This is a genomic window from Pseudomonas sp. LBUM1647 (assembly GCF_059716175.1).
On sequence record NZ_CP166809.1, the window covers coordinates 3,228,590 to 3,244,044 of the forward strand.

The 15,455-nt window shown below is 59.9% G+C and carries 14 protein-coding genes; 9 read left to right on the plus strand and 5 right to left on the minus strand.

The genetic code is table 11. The features are described 5' to 3' along the window. Positions 1-5: 5 nt before the first annotated feature. A complete protein-coding gene (locus ACA059_RS14725; RefSeq protein ID WP_497634488.1) occupies positions 6-725 on the minus strand; it encodes a FadR/GntR family transcriptional regulator in 720 nt (239 codons plus the stop codon). A gap of 179 nt (positions 726-904) precedes the next feature. Further along, the gene (locus ACA059_RS14730) at positions 905-2,641 is read right to left on the minus strand and encodes an IlvD/Edd family dehydratase (protein WP_008157040.1); all 1,737 of its coding nucleotides are present in this window, start codon (positions 2,639-2,641) and stop codon (positions 905-907) included. Positions 2,642-2,834: 193 nt separating this feature from the next. Here ACA059_RS14730 and ACA059_RS14735 point away from each other — a divergent pair, with 193 nt between their 5' ends. The 9 genes from ACA059_RS14735 (at position 2,835) to ACA059_RS14775 (ending at position 9,767) form a co-directional block, all read left to right on the plus strand. Beyond that, on the plus strand, positions 2,835-4,157 hold the full coding sequence (locus ACA059_RS14735; protein ID WP_497634489.1) for an MFS transporter: 1,323 nt from the start codon (positions 2,835-2,837) through the stop codon (positions 4,155-4,157). 153 nt (positions 4,158-4,310) lie between these two features. Beyond that, positions 4,311-5,303 carry an AraD1 family protein gene (araD1, locus tag ACA059_RS14740; protein ID WP_497634490.1) on the plus strand — a complete coding sequence of 331 codons (993 nt, stop codon included), beginning with the start codon at positions 4,311-4,313 and terminating at the stop codon, positions 5,301-5,303. Between the two features lie 10 nt (positions 5,304-5,313). Further along, positions 5,314-6,894, plus strand: coding sequence for an aldehyde dehydrogenase (NADP(+)) (locus ACA059_RS14745; protein ID WP_497634491.1), 1,581 nt, complete (start codon positions 5,314-5,316; stop codon positions 6,892-6,894). Positions 6,895-7,057: 163 nt separating this feature from the next. Further along, a complete protein-coding gene (locus ACA059_RS14750) occupies positions 7,058-7,354 on the plus strand; it encodes a DUF5629 family protein (RefSeq protein ID WP_497634492.1) in 297 nt (98 codons plus the stop codon). Then, positions 7,347-8,516: a lactonase family protein gene (locus ACA059_RS14755; protein WP_497634681.1), complete on the plus strand. Its 1,170-nt coding sequence runs from the start codon at positions 7,347-7,349 to the stop codon at positions 8,514-8,516. Before ACA059_RS14750 ends, ACA059_RS14755 begins: the two co-directional genes overlap by 8 nt. Before the next feature lie 155 nt (positions 8,517-8,671). Further along, a complete protein-coding gene (locus ACA059_RS14760; protein WP_008030101.1) occupies positions 8,672-8,851 on the plus strand; it encodes a hypothetical protein in 180 nt (59 codons plus the stop codon). A gap of 208 nt (positions 8,852-9,059) precedes the next feature. Beyond that, positions 9,060-9,185 carry a hypothetical protein gene (locus ACA059_RS14765; RefSeq protein ID WP_255141673.1) on the plus strand — a complete coding sequence of 42 codons (126 nt, stop codon included), beginning with the start codon at positions 9,060-9,062 and terminating at the stop codon, positions 9,183-9,185. A 115-nt stretch (positions 9,186-9,300) separates the two neighbouring features. Then, positions 9,301-9,513 carry a hypothetical protein gene (locus tag ACA059_RS14770; protein WP_497634493.1) on the plus strand — a complete coding sequence of 71 codons (213 nt, stop codon included), beginning with the start codon at positions 9,301-9,303 and terminating at the stop codon, positions 9,511-9,513. After that, entirely contained in the window at positions 9,510-9,767 is a 258-nt protein-coding gene (locus tag ACA059_RS14775; RefSeq protein ID WP_497634494.1) for a hypothetical protein, read from the plus strand. The genes ACA059_RS14770 and ACA059_RS14775 overlap by 4 nt, the downstream gene beginning before the upstream one ends. A gap of 168 nt (positions 9,768-9,935) precedes the next feature. Here ACA059_RS14775 and ACA059_RS14780 read toward each other — a convergent pair whose 3' ends face one another. The 3 genes from ACA059_RS14780 to ACA059_RS14790 are packed head-to-tail and all read right to left on the minus strand — an operon-like array spanning position 9,936 to position 15,411. Continuing rightward, entirely contained in the window at positions 9,936-10,532 is a 597-nt protein-coding gene (locus tag ACA059_RS14780; RefSeq protein WP_497634495.1) for a glutathione S-transferase, read from the minus strand. After that, on the minus strand, positions 10,529-14,170 hold the full coding sequence (locus ACA059_RS14785; RefSeq protein WP_497634496.1) for an AAA family ATPase: 3,642 nt from the start codon (positions 14,168-14,170) through the stop codon (positions 10,529-10,531). The genes ACA059_RS14780 and ACA059_RS14785 overlap by 4 nt, the downstream gene beginning before the upstream one ends. After that, the gene (locus tag ACA059_RS14790; protein ID WP_497634497.1) at positions 14,167-15,411 is read right to left on the minus strand and encodes an exonuclease SbcCD subunit D C-terminal domain-containing protein; all 1,245 of its coding nucleotides are present in this window, start codon (positions 15,409-15,411) and stop codon (positions 14,167-14,169) included. The genes ACA059_RS14785 and ACA059_RS14790 overlap by 4 nt, the downstream gene beginning before the upstream one ends. Between the last annotated feature and the right edge of the window lie 44 nt (positions 15,412-15,455).

Here is a 15,455-nt window from a genome sequence, read left to right on the forward strand (position 1 = left end):
TGCTTTTATGAAAGGTCGGTACCCAGCACCGCATTCAACGCACTGCGCGCATCATCCAACTGCACCAACGTCGCATGCCGCGCACCCAGCGCATCCCGGTTCTCGATCGCCGTCAGAATCGCCTTGTGCCGGGGCAATGCCAGTTCATGCAGGTTCGGTCGCTGGTTGGAATGCTTCAAGGCTTCGGCAATCGCCACCGACAGCATGTTGCACAGGTTGGCCAGCAAGTCGTTATGGGTCGCATCGGCGATCCGGCTATGGAAATCCAGGTCCGGTTGCAAGAGCGCGTCGGGGGTCGGTGCGGCTTCCATACGTTGGTAGGCTTCACCGATGGAGGCGATGTCATCGTCCGTGGCGAACTGCGCAGCGAGGGCGGCTGCAGCGGGTTCGATGATGCTGCGCACGCTGGTCAGCAAATCGAAGAATTCATTTTGCGGGCTGCTTTGCATCAGCCAATGCAGCACATCGGGATCGAGCATGTGCCATTCCTTGCGCTGCTTGACCACCGTGCCCACTCGCGGACGGGAATACACCAGACCCTTGGCGACCAAAACCCGGGTGGCTTCGCGCAGGACTGGCCGGCTGACCGCGTACTCCTCGCACAACAGGGCTTCGGCGGGCAGTTTGTCACACGGCTTGAAGCGTCCGGAAACGATCTGCATGCCCAGTTCCTGGACGATGCGCGAGTGCATGCTTTTGCGGTCGGAGGGTTTGCGGTAATCCATGGGGAACGGCGCGATCCTGTGCGATGGGGTGCCGCGCATGATAACAGGCGCGAGCGGCGGGCGATCCAGCCCTTGAAAAGATCGCAGGCTGCGCCAGCTCCTACACCGACCGAGTACGTCGAAAATTCCCCGTCGTACCGGACCCCGTAGGAGTTGCCGAAGGCTGCGATCTTTTGCTTTTAATGGGAATGGCGCGGTACTTCAGAACCGCGGCAACCCACCAGGAAGTCGAAATCGCAACCCTGATCCGCCTGTAACACATGATCAATGTACAGCTGACGATAGCCACCCACGATCAATTGCTGTGGTGGCTGCAGATCAGCCATGCGCGCCGCCAGTTCGGCGTCGGGAATGTCCAGGTGCAGACGACCGTTGGCGCAGTCGAGTTCGATCCAGTCACCTTCCTTCACGGTCGCCAAAGGTCCGCCAGCGGCCGCTTCCGGAGCCACGTGCAGAACGACAGTGCCGTACGCCGTGCCGCTCATGCGCGCATCGGAAATACGCACCATGTCCGTCACGCCCTGAGCCAGCAACTTGGCCGGCAAGCCCATGTTGCCGACTTCGGCCATGCCCGGATAACCCTTCGGACCGCAGTTTTTCATCACCAGAATCGAGTTGGCATCCACCTCCAGCTCCGGATCGTTGATCCGCGCCTTGTACATGTCGAAGTTCTCGAACACCACCGCACGCCCGCGATGTTGCATCAGTTCGGCGCTGGCGGCTGAAGGCTTGAGCACCGCACCCAGTGGTGCGAGGTTGCCGCGCAACACACAAATGCCGCCGTCGGCACGGATCGGGTTGTCGAGGGTGCGGATCACTTCGTCCTGACCATAGATCGGCGCATCTTTGGTGTTCTCGCCGAGGGTCTTGCCGTTGACGGTCAGTGCATTCGGATGCGGAATCAGGTTGGCTTCACCCAGACGACGCAGCACCGCTGGCAGGCCACCTGCATAGTAGAACTCTTCCATCAGGAAACGCCCGGACGGTTGCAGGTCGACGATGGTCGGCATGCCGCGACCGATGCGGGTCCAGTCATCCAGGTCCAGCTCGACACCGATGCGCCCGGCAATGGCTTTCAAATGGATCACGGCGTTGGTCGAACCACCGATGGCAGCGTTCACGCGAATGGCGTTTTCGAAGGCTTCTTTGGTGAGGATTTTCGACAGCTTCAAGTCTTCGCGAACCATCTCCACCGCGCGCATGCCGGACATGTGCGCCAGCACATACCGACGCGCATCGACGGCAGGAATCGCCGCGTTGTGGGGCAGGGAAGTGCCCAGTGCTTCAGCCATGCAGGCCATGGTCGACGCGGTGCCCATGGTGTTGCACGTACCGGCCGAGCGGGACATGCCACCCTCGGCCGCGAGGAAATCGTCGATGGTGATGGTACCGGCTTTCACCTGCTCACTGAGCTGCCAGACCACGGTGCCCGAACCAATGTCCTGGCCCTTGTGCTTGCCATTGAGCATTGGCCCGCCGGTGACGACGATCGCCGGCACGTCGCAACTGGCCGCGCCCATCAACAACGCCGGGGTGGTTTTGTCGCAGCCGGTCAGCAGCACAACACCGTCAATCGGGTTGCCGCGAATTGCTTCTTCGACGTCCATGCTCGCCAGGTTGCGGGTGAGCATGGCGGTCGGACGCAGGTTCGACTCGCCGTTGGAGAACACCGGGAATTCCACGGGAAAGCCCCCAGCCTCGATCACCCCACGTTTGACGTGCTCCGCAATCTGGCGGAAATGCGCGTTGCACGGGGTCAGTTCCGACCAGGTGTTGCAGATGCCGATGATCGGCTTGCCGTGGAACTGGTGGTCGGCGATGCCCTGATTCTTCATCCAGCTGCGGTACATGAAGCCGTTCTTGTCGGCAGTGCCAAACCATTGGGCGGAGCGCAGGGTGGGTTTCTTATCAGACATGATCGGCTCTCTTATTGTATGACTATATTGTTCGTGATGAGGCGTAACATAAACGCAAATCCGCCTGTTTGGAAGTATTGTTGCGTAAATAGTATTACTATATAGTCCGTATCAACGGAGGGATTGCCCTGGCGGTTTTCCGCGAGAGGCGTCCCCCGAGGTTCTATAACAACAACAATTGGAGACCGATCTCATGAGCCAGGAACTGCGGCTTATTCGTCGCATCACGCTGAAACTGATTCCCTTCCTGATCCTGCTGTACCTGATCGCCTATGTGGATCGCTCCGCCGTAGGCTTCGCCAAATTGCACATGGGCGCCGACCTCGGCATCGGTGACGCCGCTTACGGGCTGGGTGCCGGGCTGTTTTTCATTGGCTATTTCCTGCTGGAAATCCCCAGCAACCTGATGCTCGAACGCTTTGGCGCGCGACGCTGGTTTGCGCGAATCATGGTCACCTGGGGCGCCATCACCATCGGTATGGCCTTCGTCCAGGGGCCGCACAGTTTCTATGTGATGCGCTTTCTGCTCGGCGCGGCGGAAGCCGGGTTCTTCCCAGGCGTTCTCTACTACATCACCCAGTGGTTCCCGGTGCGCCATCGCGGCAAGATCCTCGGGTTGTTCATCCTTTCCCAACCCATCGCCATGTTGATCACCGGCCCGGTGTCCGGCGGTCTGCTCGGCATGGACGGCATTCTTGGCCTGCACGGCTGGCAGTGGCTGTTCATCGTCATCGGCGCTCCGGCGATCCTGTTGACCTGGCCGGTGCTGCGTTACTTGCCGGACGGTCCGAAGCAAGTGAAATGGATGGACCAGGCCGAAAAGGACTGGCTGACCGGCGAACTGAAAAAGGATCTTGAGGAATACGGCCAGACCCGCCACGGCAATCCGTTGCACGCCCTCAAGGACAAACGCGTGTTGCTGCTGGCGCTGTTCTATCTTCCGGTGACCCTGAGCATCTACGGCCTGGGCTTGTGGTTGCCGACCCTGATCAAGCAGTTCGGTGGCACGGATCTTGTCACTGGTTTCGTGTCGTCGGTGCCGTACATCTTCGGGATCATCGGTTTGCTGATCATTCCGCGCAGTTCCGACCGCTTGAATGATCGCTACGGCCACCTGGCAGTGCTTTACGTGTTGGGTGCCATCGGCCTGTTCCTCAGCGCCTGGCTGACAGTCCCGGTGCTGCAACTGGCGGCGTTGTGCCTGGTGGCCTTCGCGCTGTTTTCCTGCACCGCGGTGTTCTGGACCTTGCCGGGCCGCTTCTTTGCCGGCGCCAGTGCGGCGGCCGGAATCGCCTTGATCAACTCCGTGGGCAACCTTGGCGGCTACATCGGCCCGTTCGTGATCGGCGCGCTGAAGGAATACACCGGCAACCTGGCCTCGGGCCTGTATTTCCTTTCGGGTGTGATGGTGTTCGGGTTGGTGTTGACCGGTGTGGTCTATCGCCTGTTGGAACGCAAGCACGTACTGCCGGCCGACCAGTTCGCTGCCAGCGCCCGTGGCGCTACCCGCACCTGACACACATTTTGTGATGCCCACCCTCCCTGTGGGAGCGAGCTTGCTCGCGATGAGGCCGGCACATCCAACATTAATGTTGCCTGTCAGTCTGCTATCGCGAGCAAGCTCGCTCCCACAGGGACCGGTGGTGTTTTGAATAACAGGAGAAAAATCATGCATTTAGTTCAGTTCGAATTGAGTAACGGCGAGCGCCGGGTGGGCGTGGTCGAGGACGGTCTGGTGCGCGAAGTGCAGGACGCGCGCACGGTTCGCGACCTGGCGTTGGCCGCGATCGAGGCCGGCGTCAATCTTGAGCAGCAGGTGAAAACCCTGGGCCTGGGCATCAGCCATGACTATGCAGAACTGTTGGCCAAGCTGCGTATCCTGCCGCCGTTGGATCACCCGGACCCGGCGCACATGCTGGTCAGCGGTACGGGCCTGACCCATTTGGGCAGCGCGTCGGCACGGGACAAGATGCATCAGCAAGTCGGTGACGAAGCGGCGATGACCGACACCATGCGCATCTTCAAATGGGGCGTGGAGGGCGGCAAACCGACGGCGGGGCAGGCCGGTGTACAACCGGAATGGTTTTACAAGGGCGACGGCAGCATCGTCGTACGTCCCGGCCAACCGTTTCCGCTGCCACCGTTCGCCGAAGACGCGGGGGAGGAACCGGAGCTCAGCGGGCTCTACGTCATCGGTCTAGACGGCAAACCGTATCGACTCGGTTTTGCCGTGGGCAACGAGTTCTCCGATCACGTAATGGAACGCAAAAATTACCTGTACCTGGCCCATTCCAAACTGCGCAGTTGCAGTTATGGCCCGGAACTTCGGGTCGGTGAACTGCCGGAGCATCTGGCAGGCACCAGCCGCATCCTGCGTGACGGTGAAGTGCTGTGGCAGAACGAGTTTCTCAGTGGCGAGGCCAACATGTGCCACAGCCTGGAAAACCTCGAGTACCACCATTTCAAGTACAGCCAGTTCCTGCGTCCGGGCGATGTGCACATTCACTTCTTCGGCACCGCGACCCTGTCCTTTGCCGACGGCATTCGCACCCAGCCGGGTGACGTGTTCGAGATCAGCCAGGCCGAGTTCGGTGCACCGTTGATCAACGGGATTGCACCGGTTGAAGCAGCGTTCGAGGCCGGCACCGTTGGCACCCTTTAAGGAGATAGGCATGACCCAGATTCTTGGTCACAACTACATCGGCGGTCAGCGCAGTGCTGCCGGCGAAATCGTCGTCAAAAGCGTTGATGCCAACACGGGCGAAAACCTGCCTTACAGTTTCCACCAGGCCACCCTTGAAGAAGTCGACGCCGCCGCCAAGGCTGCCGCCGCGGCTCATCCGACGTATCGGAGCCTGAGCGCCGAACGTCGGGCGCAATTTCTCGACGCGATTGCCGACGAACTGGACGCGCTGGGCGATGACTTTGTTGCGCTGGTCTGCCGCGAAACCGCGCTGCCCACCGCACGGATTCAAGGCGAGCGCGGTCGCACCAGCGGTCAGATGCGCCTGTTCGCCAAAGTGATGCGTCGCGGTGATTTCTACGGTGCGCGGATTGATCGGGCATTGCCCGAGCGCAAACCGTTGCCGCGTCCGGACTTGCGTCAGTACCGCATCGGCCTCGGGCCGGTCGCGGTGTTTGGCGCCAGTAACTTTCCGTTGGCATTCTCCACGGCAGGCGGTGACACCGCGTCGGCGTTGGCCGCCGGTTGCCCGGTGGTGTTCAAGGCTCACAGCGGTCATATGGCCACAGCCGAACTCGTGGCCGACGCGATCATCCGCGCCGCAGAAAAAACCGGCATGCCGGCTGGCGTGTTCAACATGATCTACGGCGGTGGGGTTGGCGAAGCGCTGGTCAAGCATCCGGCGATTCAGGCGGTAGGCTTTACCGGTTCGTTGAAGGGCGGTCGTGCGTTGTGTGACATGGCCGCTGCACGGGCGCAGCCCATTCCGGTGTTCGCCGAGATGTCGAGCATCAACCCGGTGATCGTGTTGCCGCAGGCGCTGCAAGTTCGCGCCGAATCGGTCGCTCGCGACCTGACCGCTTCGGTGGTTCAGGGCTGCGGTCAGTTCTGCACCAATCCCGGTTTGGTGATCGGTATTCGTTCACCGCAATTCAGTGCGTTTGTGCAGCAGGTCGCCGGGCTGATGGGCGATCAACCGGCGCAAACCATGCTCAATGCCGGAACCTTGAGCAGCTATGGCAAAGGCCTGCAAAAACTCCTCGCTCACCCCGGCATCGAGCATCTGGCCGGCAGTCCGCAACAAGGCAATCAGGCGCAACCGCAGCTGTTCAAGGCCGATGTCAGCCTGTTGATCAATGGCGATGACGTGCTACAGGAAGAAGTGTTCGGCCCGACCACAGTGTTCGTCGAGGTCGCCGATCAGGCGCAACTCAGCGCCGCGTTGAACGGCCTGCACGGGCAACTGACGGCGACGATCATTGGCGAGCCGGCAGACTTCGAGCAGTTCGCTGAGCTGACGCCGTTGCTGGAACAGAAGGTCGGACGGATCCTGCTCAACGGCTATCCGACCGGCGTGGAAGTCTGCGATTCGATGGTCCATGGCGGGCCGTATCCGGCAACTTCCGATGCGCGCGGCACGTCGGTCGGCACCTTGGCCATCGACCGTTTCCTGCGCCCGGTGTGCTTCCAGAACTACCCCGACAGCCTGCTACCGGATGCCTTGAAGAATGGCAATCCGCTGCGTATTCAGCGATTAGTGGACGGCCAACCGTCCCGCGAAGCCCTCTAACGGCGAGCACAATCCCCTGTGGGAGAGAGCTTGCTCGCGATGAGTCCCTGTCAATCACATCAATGTTGAATGACACACCGCCATCGCGAGCAAGCTCGCTCCCACATTGGACTGGGGCGCAATGAGCTATCATTGCGTCTTTCCCATTCAAAGATTGACTGCCATGACTGCCCCAACCGACACCTTGCTCTCCACCCTCGAACACTGCGATATGGTGGAAATCGACGGGCTGCACGCCTTCGAATTCTCCCTCGATGAAGACGATAACCTGCACATCGAATGCTTGGACGGTCGTGTGTCCAAGCACTGGGAGTTCACCCCGGCCGAAGTCGAGGCCGCGACCTTCGATCCAACCCTGCAAAGCTGGCTGATCACCGGCAGTTCCGGTGAGCACCGGTTAGTGTGCATGGCCGCGTTCCGCGGTGATGACGACGAGGAAGAAGCGAATGAGGATGCGTAAGCTCTGGCCACTGTTGATGGCCGGCAGCGTCGGCGCGATGGGTTTTCAGGTTGCGTCGGCCGACGACTATCAGTTGCTGGTCGGTTCCTATACAGCGGGTCAGAGCCAGGGGATTTATCGCCTGAACTTCGACGCCGCCACCGGGCAGATCGACGCCAAACCGCTGCAAGTGGTCAAAAGCGAAAACCCATCCTGGCTGACTCTGTCCAAGGATCAGCGTCACCTGTTCGTGGTCAACGAAAACGGCCCGGGACAGACTGATCCGGTAGGGCGCGTCAGCAGTTATGCGATCGATCCCAAAACCCATGAACTGAGCCTGATCAATCAGGTGCAAAGCCTGGGCAACGAGCCGACTCATTCGAGCCTCGGCTTTGAAGCCAGTCACCTGTTTGTCAGCAACTATTCGGTGGCTGAAGATCCGGGCGGCACGCTGGCAGTATTGCCGGTGGGCGCCGATGGCATGCTCAAACCCGTGGTGCAGATGAGCAGCCATCCATCAAGCCGGGTCAATCCCGAGCGGCAGATGTCGGCGCACGTGCATTCAACGGTTTCGTCGCCGGACGGCCAGTATGTGTTCTCCAATGACTTGGGCGCCGACAAGATCTTTGCCTACCGCTTCGACCCCAAGGCCAACCCGGAGCTGCCCTTGACCGCCGCTACACCGGCGTCATTCCAGTTGCCACCCGGCAGCGGTCCGCGTCATCTGCTGTTCAGCGCCGATGGCAAGCACGCGTGGCTGACCATGGAAATGAGCGCGCAGGTTGCGGTGTTCGATTACAAGGACGGCAAACTTGAGCAAACGCAGATGGTCGAGTTGGCGACGGGTCAACCCGTTTCAGACAAGGCAGCCGCTGCGCTTCACGCGTCGCGCGATGGCAAGTTCCTCTACGTCAGCAACCGTGGCACCGCCAATCAGCTGCTGGTGTTTTCCATCGATCCTGCGACCGGGCACCTCAAGGAACTGCAGCGCCGTTCCGTTGAGGGTGATCACCCGCGTGAGTTCAGCCTCGATCCGAGCGGCAAGTTCTTGTTGATCGCGAATCAGAAAAGCAACCAGATTGTCGTCGTCGAGCGCGATTCAAAGACAGGCCTGCTGGGTAAAACCGTGCAAAAACTGCCGATGGATGCCCCGAGCGACCTCAAGTTCATGGTGCGTCAATAGGCCGCAGGCCCCGGTTGATGGGGCCTGCATCCTTCTATTAATGACGCTGATATCTGCTAATGCTACAAAAGATTTCAAGGCGCCAACCTCGAAGGTTAAGTTTGCTTCACGGCCCCACCGGGCAAGCAAGCCAACTGAATCCGAGGAACACCGCCATGAACTTCAATCTCTTCTCCGTAATCGCCGCTTCCGCTATCTCTGCCACCGTTGCGTTGCCAGCCAGCGCCAACGTTGAAATCAGCGACAAAAAATCCCACGCCCAAAGCTACACCCAGAAATACCTGCAACAGAGTGCCAACTTTTACGCGGCTCTGGATCACAAGACCCAAGCCTGAAATTGGAACCCTGCACCCTTTATGCAGGAGCGAAGTCACTTGCGCCGATCGAGCTGAAAAGCTTCGAGAGACCTGAGTGATGTCGCTCCTGCATAACGCGTTTACGACAGCATCATATTGCTATCAATGTATTCCTTGATATCACATAGCCATAAGTTTAAATTTGACGCTGATTTTTTGACTCCTTCTCATGATAAGGATCGACAGCATGGCAATGCGTCTGGCCGTGGTTCTTCTGTTTCTCTATTCCACCCCCATTCTTTCGGCTGCCCAGCCCGTTCCAGACGAGCCGGATGCGGCACGCGAACGCTTGATGAGTTTTATTGAAGACTGAGATAGTTTGGCTTAATGATTAACGAAGCTGATGGTTACTATGGATAACCCTGAGTGGTTACCACCGCTTTTTTGATCGACTCTGTGGGCATCCAAACATGCCTGCGGAGAACATCATGGCCAGCGCAATCATCACTTCTGCCAAATACGGCGCCTACCTGGCTATCGGTCTTTACGTGGCCATGGTGCTGGTTTTCAGCCTCTCGCCTCAATCGCAACAGACCCTCGATGCGCCGATTCAAGTCGCTCATCCCGGCATCCAGTTTGAATACCGTTCGCAAAACGCGATGGTCGATCAGGCTGAACTCGCAGGAGTCGCCGGGGCATGAAAGGGCACAGACTTTGGGTCATCGCCTTCCTGGCATTCATGACCAATGGATCTTCCTTGCTGGGGATCGGACAGGGCTCGGCGGGGTCGGTGGCGCGGACTATCGAAGCCAATCACAACCTTGCTCGTAACATTGAAACCGCGAAAGCCCTGGGGCTGCTGGCCGGCAATCCGCCGATCAAACGCCAAGGCAGTTTTTTCGGGCCGTTCCAGGTGGATTGCTCGGCGCTGGAGATGTGTGAAGTGTTGGCGTGAGTCGCCAGTCAATGCGGTCAATTGTGGCGAGGGGATTTATCCCCGTTCGGCTGCGAAGCAGTCGTAAGTCGGCGAGACTCAGTCTACTTGAATGGACGCTGGGGGCCGCTTCGCGACCCAACGGGGATAAATCCCCTCGCCACAGGTTTTTTGCCCCTTTAGGATCGGTTACTTCTTCATGATTGATGTGAACAGGACTGATTCCAAAAACCGCTGCAACCAGGCCTGCAAACGGTGATAGGGCGACTGCCCAAACCACTCGCGATCCACATGGGCGAATTGCCGCACGAACGGCATCAGCGCCACATCCGCCAGACTCGGATGCTCGGCCAACAAGTAGTCGCGTCCCACCAGCAACTCATCGAGCCTGCGCAAAAACACCTCGCCCTCGGCTCGATAAACCGTCATCGGCTGCTCGGGGTATCGCTCGGCGTACTTGTAGCGATTCAGGTGCACCTTGAACACCTGATCGTTTTCTTCGATCAGCCCAGCGATGAGTTGCTGCCCGACAGGATCATCCTTGAGCAACCAATCCTGTGGATCGCTCTGCGCCAACGCCCAGTGCATGATCGCTAGGCTTTCATCGATCACCTGACCGTCGACGCTCAGCACCGGCACCGTGCCTTTGCTCGACAGCGCCAGCATTTCGGCAGGTTTGGCCTTCAGGCTGACCTCGACAATATTCACCGCAACGCCGGAGTAGCGCAGGGCCATGCGCGCCCGCATCGCGTAGGGGCAGCGGCGGAAGGAATACAGCGTATTCATTTCACCTCCAGCGTGCTCAGGCCGTTGCCCTGACGGCGGACCTGAATCTGCACCGGAATCCGTTCATGCATTTCCTGCACGTGTGAAATCACCGCGACTTTTCGTCCCTGCGCTTGCAAGCCGTCGAGAGCATCCATGGCCAGTTGCAGGGATTCCGGATCGAGGCTGCCGAAGCCTTCGTCGATGAACAACGATTCGATTTTCAGCGTGCTCGATGCCATCGATGCCAAGCCCAAGGCCAGAGCCAGCGACACCAGGAACGTCTCGCCGCCGGACAACGAATGCACCGAACGCAGTTCATCACCCATCTCGGTGTCCATCACCAACAACCCGAGCATGCTGCCGCCACGTTTGAGGCGATAGCGCCGCACCAGTTGCCGTAACTGAACGTTGGCGTGATGCACCAGCAGGTCGAGGTTGTAGGCCTGGGCGATCTTGCGGAAGGTGTCGCCCGTGGCCGAACCAATCAGTGCATTCAAACGTGCCCAGCGCTGGTATTCGGTGTAAGCGTCGGCGATCTGCTGCGCGAGGGCCTGATTGGCGTTTTGCCGGCGCTGATCCTCGGCCTGTTCGGCGCGCAGTTCGGCGCAACGGTGTTCGCTGGCGGTGAACAGGTTTTGCAGCTCGGCAAGCGCCGTCGCCAGCTGTTCGAAGTCGAGATTGCCGTTGTGCTGTGCTTGATGATTGAGCAGACGCTGATCGCGTTCCTGCAACAGGACCTTGGTTTGTTCGATGGCTTTTTCGCTTTGCTGCAATTGCTGACGCAGTTCGCTGACCTGCTGGTCGTCGACACTCAGCAGATCTTCCAGGCCACCGTCATCCAGTTCCGGATGCAATGCGCGCCAGTCGGCAATCTTGCCGCTCAGCTCGCGATCTTCGGTGTCCAGTGCCTGCGAGCGTTCCTGCTGGGCCTTGAGTTCGGCACTCAGCTGCACCAGCCGCGTACGCACGGTTTGCAGTTCCTGATTGGCCGTCGCTTCGGCATTGCGCGCCTGTTCGACGGCTTGATCCAATTGCTGCTGCCACTGCTCGGCGCTGGCGTGTTTGCCGAGCAATTGCGTGAGTTTTTGCTGGCAGGCCTGTTGCTGGTTGGCGAGGGCGGTGAACTGCTGGCGGGCCGTTTCCAACTGCTGGAGGCGAGTGAGTTGGCGGTCCTGTTCTTTCTCCAGCGTCTGCTGCCGTTGTTGCTGTTCGCTGAGTTCATCGCGTTGCTGATCGAGTTGTTCCAGACGCTGGGTGATCTGCCGGTCCAGTTGCATGAAGGTCGTGGCCGGTTCGTTGCGCAGCGCTTGCAGCGTGTCGGCCGGGAGCAGGCTGCTGAACGCCGTCAACTCCTCGTCCAGACGCTGGCGATCACTGCTCAACTCCCGTTGCTGGTTGGCCAGGTGCTGGGTAGCTTGCTGGCTCGCCGCTTCAGCGCTACGCAGTTGCTGTTGAAGGCGCGCGGCGTCCTGTTGCAGGGTGAGCAGGGCGGTCTGCCGTTGTTCGTCCTGAGTGATGCTTTGGTTCAACTGGTTGTTTTGCTGCACCAGCCAGACATCGCGTTTGAGCGCATCCTGCGTGAGCAGCTGCGCAGACAACGGATGTGCTTCAAGGCTCGGCGCCAGGCTCTGTTGCTGAGTCGCGAGGTGTTCTTGTTGTTGCAGCAACTCCTTTTGCTGCGCAATCACACCGCCCACTTCAGCGCGCAGTTCAGTGAGTTTTTCTTTCAGCAGGTCGACGGCTTTCTGAGCACTGGCCTGTTCGCTTTCATCATGCCGGCCAAGGCTCTGCAGCAGGGCTTCGGGCTGATGATAAGGATGGTCGGGGCTGCCACAGACTGGGCACGGCTGATCGTCCTGCAACTGCTCGCGCAGTTCTTCGACGGTGGCGCTGCGGGCCAGGCGCTGGCGTTCCAGCAATTCGCGGGTGACGCTCAGGGTCTGTTCTGCGACGACCAATTCGTTCTTGGCTTTTACACCGTCCTGGGTCAGACGTTCTCGTTCTTGCTGAGCGGTCAGCTGGCGCTGCTGGAGTTCGGACGCGCGTTTGTCCAGTTCCTGCTGACTGGCCCACAGGCGCGTCAACTCTTCAAAGGCCCGCTGCTGCTTGCGGTTGTCTTGCAACAAACTACCGAGAATCTGGATCTGCTCGGCCACCGCTTCCGGTTCGGCGCCGGCCTCCTTGTACAGCACTTCAAGGCTCTGGCGCTGAGTGGACAGATCCTCGGCAGCGCGAGCGGCGCTCTGTTCCAGGGCGGCCAGTTCAGCCTGGCCCTTGTTCAGGCGATTGCCGATCAGCATCAGCTGTTGCAGGCGATCACGGTAGGCGTTCCAGGCATCGCTCAACGGCGCTAGAGGGGTGCTTTGCTCAAGCTCCCCGGCAATCCGCTGCAAACGTTCGGCGACCTGTTTCTGTTGGTCGAGCAAGCCTTGGATCGTGTTTTGGCCCTGAGTGCAGGCCAGTTCCGCCTGCTGCTTGAGGTCGGCACTGAGACTGGCGTCCTTGACCAGGCGAGCGAGGGTGCTTTGCTCTTCGAAGGCCTGACGCAACAGTGGAGCGCTGGTGGTGTGTTGGCCTTGGGCTTCGCCCCGTGCGGTCTGCGCAGCGCTCAGGCTGTGTTCGAGTTGCGTCTGGCGCTCGTTCAGTTTGGTTTGCTGTTGGGTATGTTGCTGAATCAGCGCGGCCAGCGGGGTGAGCTGGGCAGTGAGTTCTGTCTTGCGGGCGAACTGGTGCCGTTGCGGGGCCAGTTGCTCCAGGCGAGTCAGCTTCAAACGTTCGCCGGCCAGAACTTCCCAACGCTGCTGGGCCGATTGCAACTGCTCGGTGGCGCTCTGCTGCTCGTCCTGCAATTGATGCAGGTCCTTGAGCCAGGTGTGTTGCAGATCTAATTGCTTGAGCTGCGCTTGCTGGGTCTTGAGTTGTTGCTGAGCTTCGCTGAAGCGTTCATCGAGTTCTGCCCGGGCTTCCGGCGACAGCGGCGTCACGCCGGTGGCCTGGTCCTGCAGCAGCTTGTGGGTTTCGCGAGCCTCTTTGGTTTTGTCGAACGCCCGGCGACCGAGGCGCGTATAGAGCGCGGTGTCGGTGAGTTTTTCCAGCAGTTCGCTACGTTCGTTGTCGTTAGCCTTGAGAAAAGCACTGAATTCACTCTGGGCCAGCAGCACCGCGCGGGTGAATTGCTCAAAGTTCAGGCCCAGTACGGATTCGAGATGGATTTTGAATTCAACTTTCTGACTGGTCAGCAGTTGATCCAGATCGATGTCGCGCAAACTCTGACGGCTGGCTTGCAGCTTGCCGCCGGCCTTCTCGCGGGCGCGATTAGCTTCCCAGCGAGCGCGGTAGCGACGGCCATCGATGCCAACGAAATCTACTTCGGCATAACCTTCACCGGTGCCGCGACGCAGCAGCGTGCGGGGGTCGCCAGTGCTGATCTCGCCGTCGGCGTCTGGCGCTTTGGCAGACACCTGAGCATTGCTAAGCCGAGGCACAGCACCGAACAGCGCCAGGCACAAGGCGTCGAGCAAGGTGCTTTTACCGGCGCCGGTCGGCCCGGTGATCGCGAACAGACCGGCGCTGGCCAGCGGCTCAGCGGTAAAGTCGATTTCAAAGGGCCCGGCCAGTGAGGCGAGGTTTTTCAGGCGGATCGCGAGGATCTTCATAGTTGTTCGCTCTCCATCTGCACGTCTTGCAACAGCTCGGCGAAGTCCTTGAGGGTTTGCTCGTCGACCTCGCTGCCGTAGTTGTCCTGCCAGGCGCGGCTGAACAGTTCCTGAGGCGAGAGCTGGTCGAGTTCAATCAAGGTCGTGCCGTCATCGACGCCATCGCGGCTGCCGTTGCCGACGTATTCAGCGGCGATTCGCACCAGACGCACGGCTTTGCCTTGCAGGGCGGTTTCCACTTGATAACGCAAGTCGGGTTGCGGCTCATCGAGGCGCACCCGAACTTCCAGCCACGGCTGGCGCTGGATATCGGCCAGCAGGTCGATGTTCGGCAGGTCGGCCAGTTGCAGCAGGATTTCCGCCAGTGGCGCGGGACCGATGCGTTGCAGATTCACAGCCCGGGGGATCAGTTTGGGTTCGACGCTGACCAGGGTTTCGCCGTCGAGTTTGATGTCGAGAATCTGGTGCTGATAGCCAATCTCGGAGAACGACAGCGGAATTGGCGAGCCGCTGTAGCGGATACGCTCTTCACCATTGACCTTCTGCGGCTTGTGCAAATGACCGAGGGCGACGTAACTGATGCTCGGCCCGAACAGGCTGGCGGGCAGCGCTTCGGCGTTACCGATGATCAGGCTGCGCTCGGAGTCTTCCGACACCGAACCGCCGGCCATGTGCGCGTGGCTGATAGCGATCAGCGCCTGGCCCCGCTTGCGTTTGGCATTAGCCGCTTCGATCAGCCATTCGTGAACCTGACCGATACCGCGCAGGTAGTTGTCGCCCAAGTGCGCGCCGGTCACTTCTGCCGGTCGCAGGAACGGCAGCGCCAGGCACCAGGCGACGGTTTTGCCTTTGGCATCCGGCAATGGCAGCAGCAGGCGCTCGGCGTCGAGTTGACCATCATCCAGCCACAGCACACGGCCCAAAGCGTGGGTGCGCAAACGGCGCATCAACGGCGCGGGCAGTTCGATGCGAGAGCCGGAATCGTGGTTGCCGGCGATCATCACGATGGTCAGCTTCGGCTGTTGTTCATGGGCGCTGACGATGAAATCGTAGAGACGTTCCTGGGCTTTGACCGGTGGGTTGACCGTGTCGAAGATATCGCCGGCGATCAGCAGCACGTCTGGCTGGTCCAGCTTTAGCTGACGCAACAGCCATTCGAGAAAGCAGGCGTGTTCGAAATCGCGTTCCTGGCCGTGCAGGTTCTGCCCGAGGTGCCAGTCGGAGGTATGAAACAGACGCAAGGTGAACTCCGTAGGAAATAAGGTGATGGCCGCGAGGAAAATGA

What these genes read in the sequence shown, in the direction of transcription:
- ACA059_RS14730 (WP_008157040.1), bottom strand. Translation starts at nt 2,641, where the DNA reads ATGTCTGATAAGAAACCCACCCTGCGCTCCGCCCAATGGTTTGGCACT.
- ACA059_RS14765 (WP_255141673.1), top strand. Translation starts at nt 9,060, where the DNA reads ATGGCAATGCGTCTGGCCGTGGTTCTTCTGTTTCTCTATTCCACCCCC.
- ACA059_RS14775 (WP_497634494.1), top strand. Translation starts at nt 9,510, where the DNA reads ATGAAAGGGCACAGACTTTGGGTCATCGCCTTCCTGGCATTCATGACC.
- araD1 (WP_497634490.1), top strand. Translation starts at nt 4,311, where the DNA reads ATGCATTTAGTTCAGTTCGAATTGAGTAACGGCGAGCGCCGGGTGGGC.
- ACA059_RS14750 (WP_497634492.1), top strand. Translation starts at nt 7,058, where the DNA reads ATGACTGCCCCAACCGACACCTTGCTCTCCACCCTCGAACACTGCGAT.
- ACA059_RS14760 (WP_008030101.1), top strand. Translation starts at nt 8,672, where the DNA reads ATGAACTTCAATCTCTTCTCCGTAATCGCCGCTTCCGCTATCTCTGCC.
- ACA059_RS14735 (WP_497634489.1), top strand. Translation starts at nt 2,835, where the DNA reads ATGAGCCAGGAACTGCGGCTTATTCGTCGCATCACGCTGAAACTGATT.
- ACA059_RS14725 (WP_497634488.1), bottom strand. Translation starts at nt 725, where the DNA reads ATGGATTACCGCAAACCCTCCGACCGCAAAAGCATGCACTCGCGCATC.
- ACA059_RS14785 (WP_497634496.1), bottom strand. Translation starts at nt 14,170, where the DNA reads ATGAAGATCCTCGCGATCCGCCTGAAAAACCTCGCCTCACTGGCCGGG.
- ACA059_RS14745 (WP_497634491.1), top strand. Translation starts at nt 5,314, where the DNA reads ATGACCCAGATTCTTGGTCACAACTACATCGGCGGTCAGCGCAGTGCT.
- ACA059_RS14780 (WP_497634495.1), bottom strand. Translation starts at nt 10,532, where the DNA reads ATGAATACGCTGTATTCCTTCCGCCGCTGCCCCTACGCGATGCGGGCG.
- ACA059_RS14770 (WP_497634493.1), top strand. Translation starts at nt 9,301, where the DNA reads ATGGCCAGCGCAATCATCACTTCTGCCAAATACGGCGCCTACCTGGCT.
- ACA059_RS14755 (WP_497634681.1), top strand. Translation starts at nt 7,347, where the DNA reads ATGCGTAAGCTCTGGCCACTGTTGATGGCCGGCAGCGTCGGCGCGATG.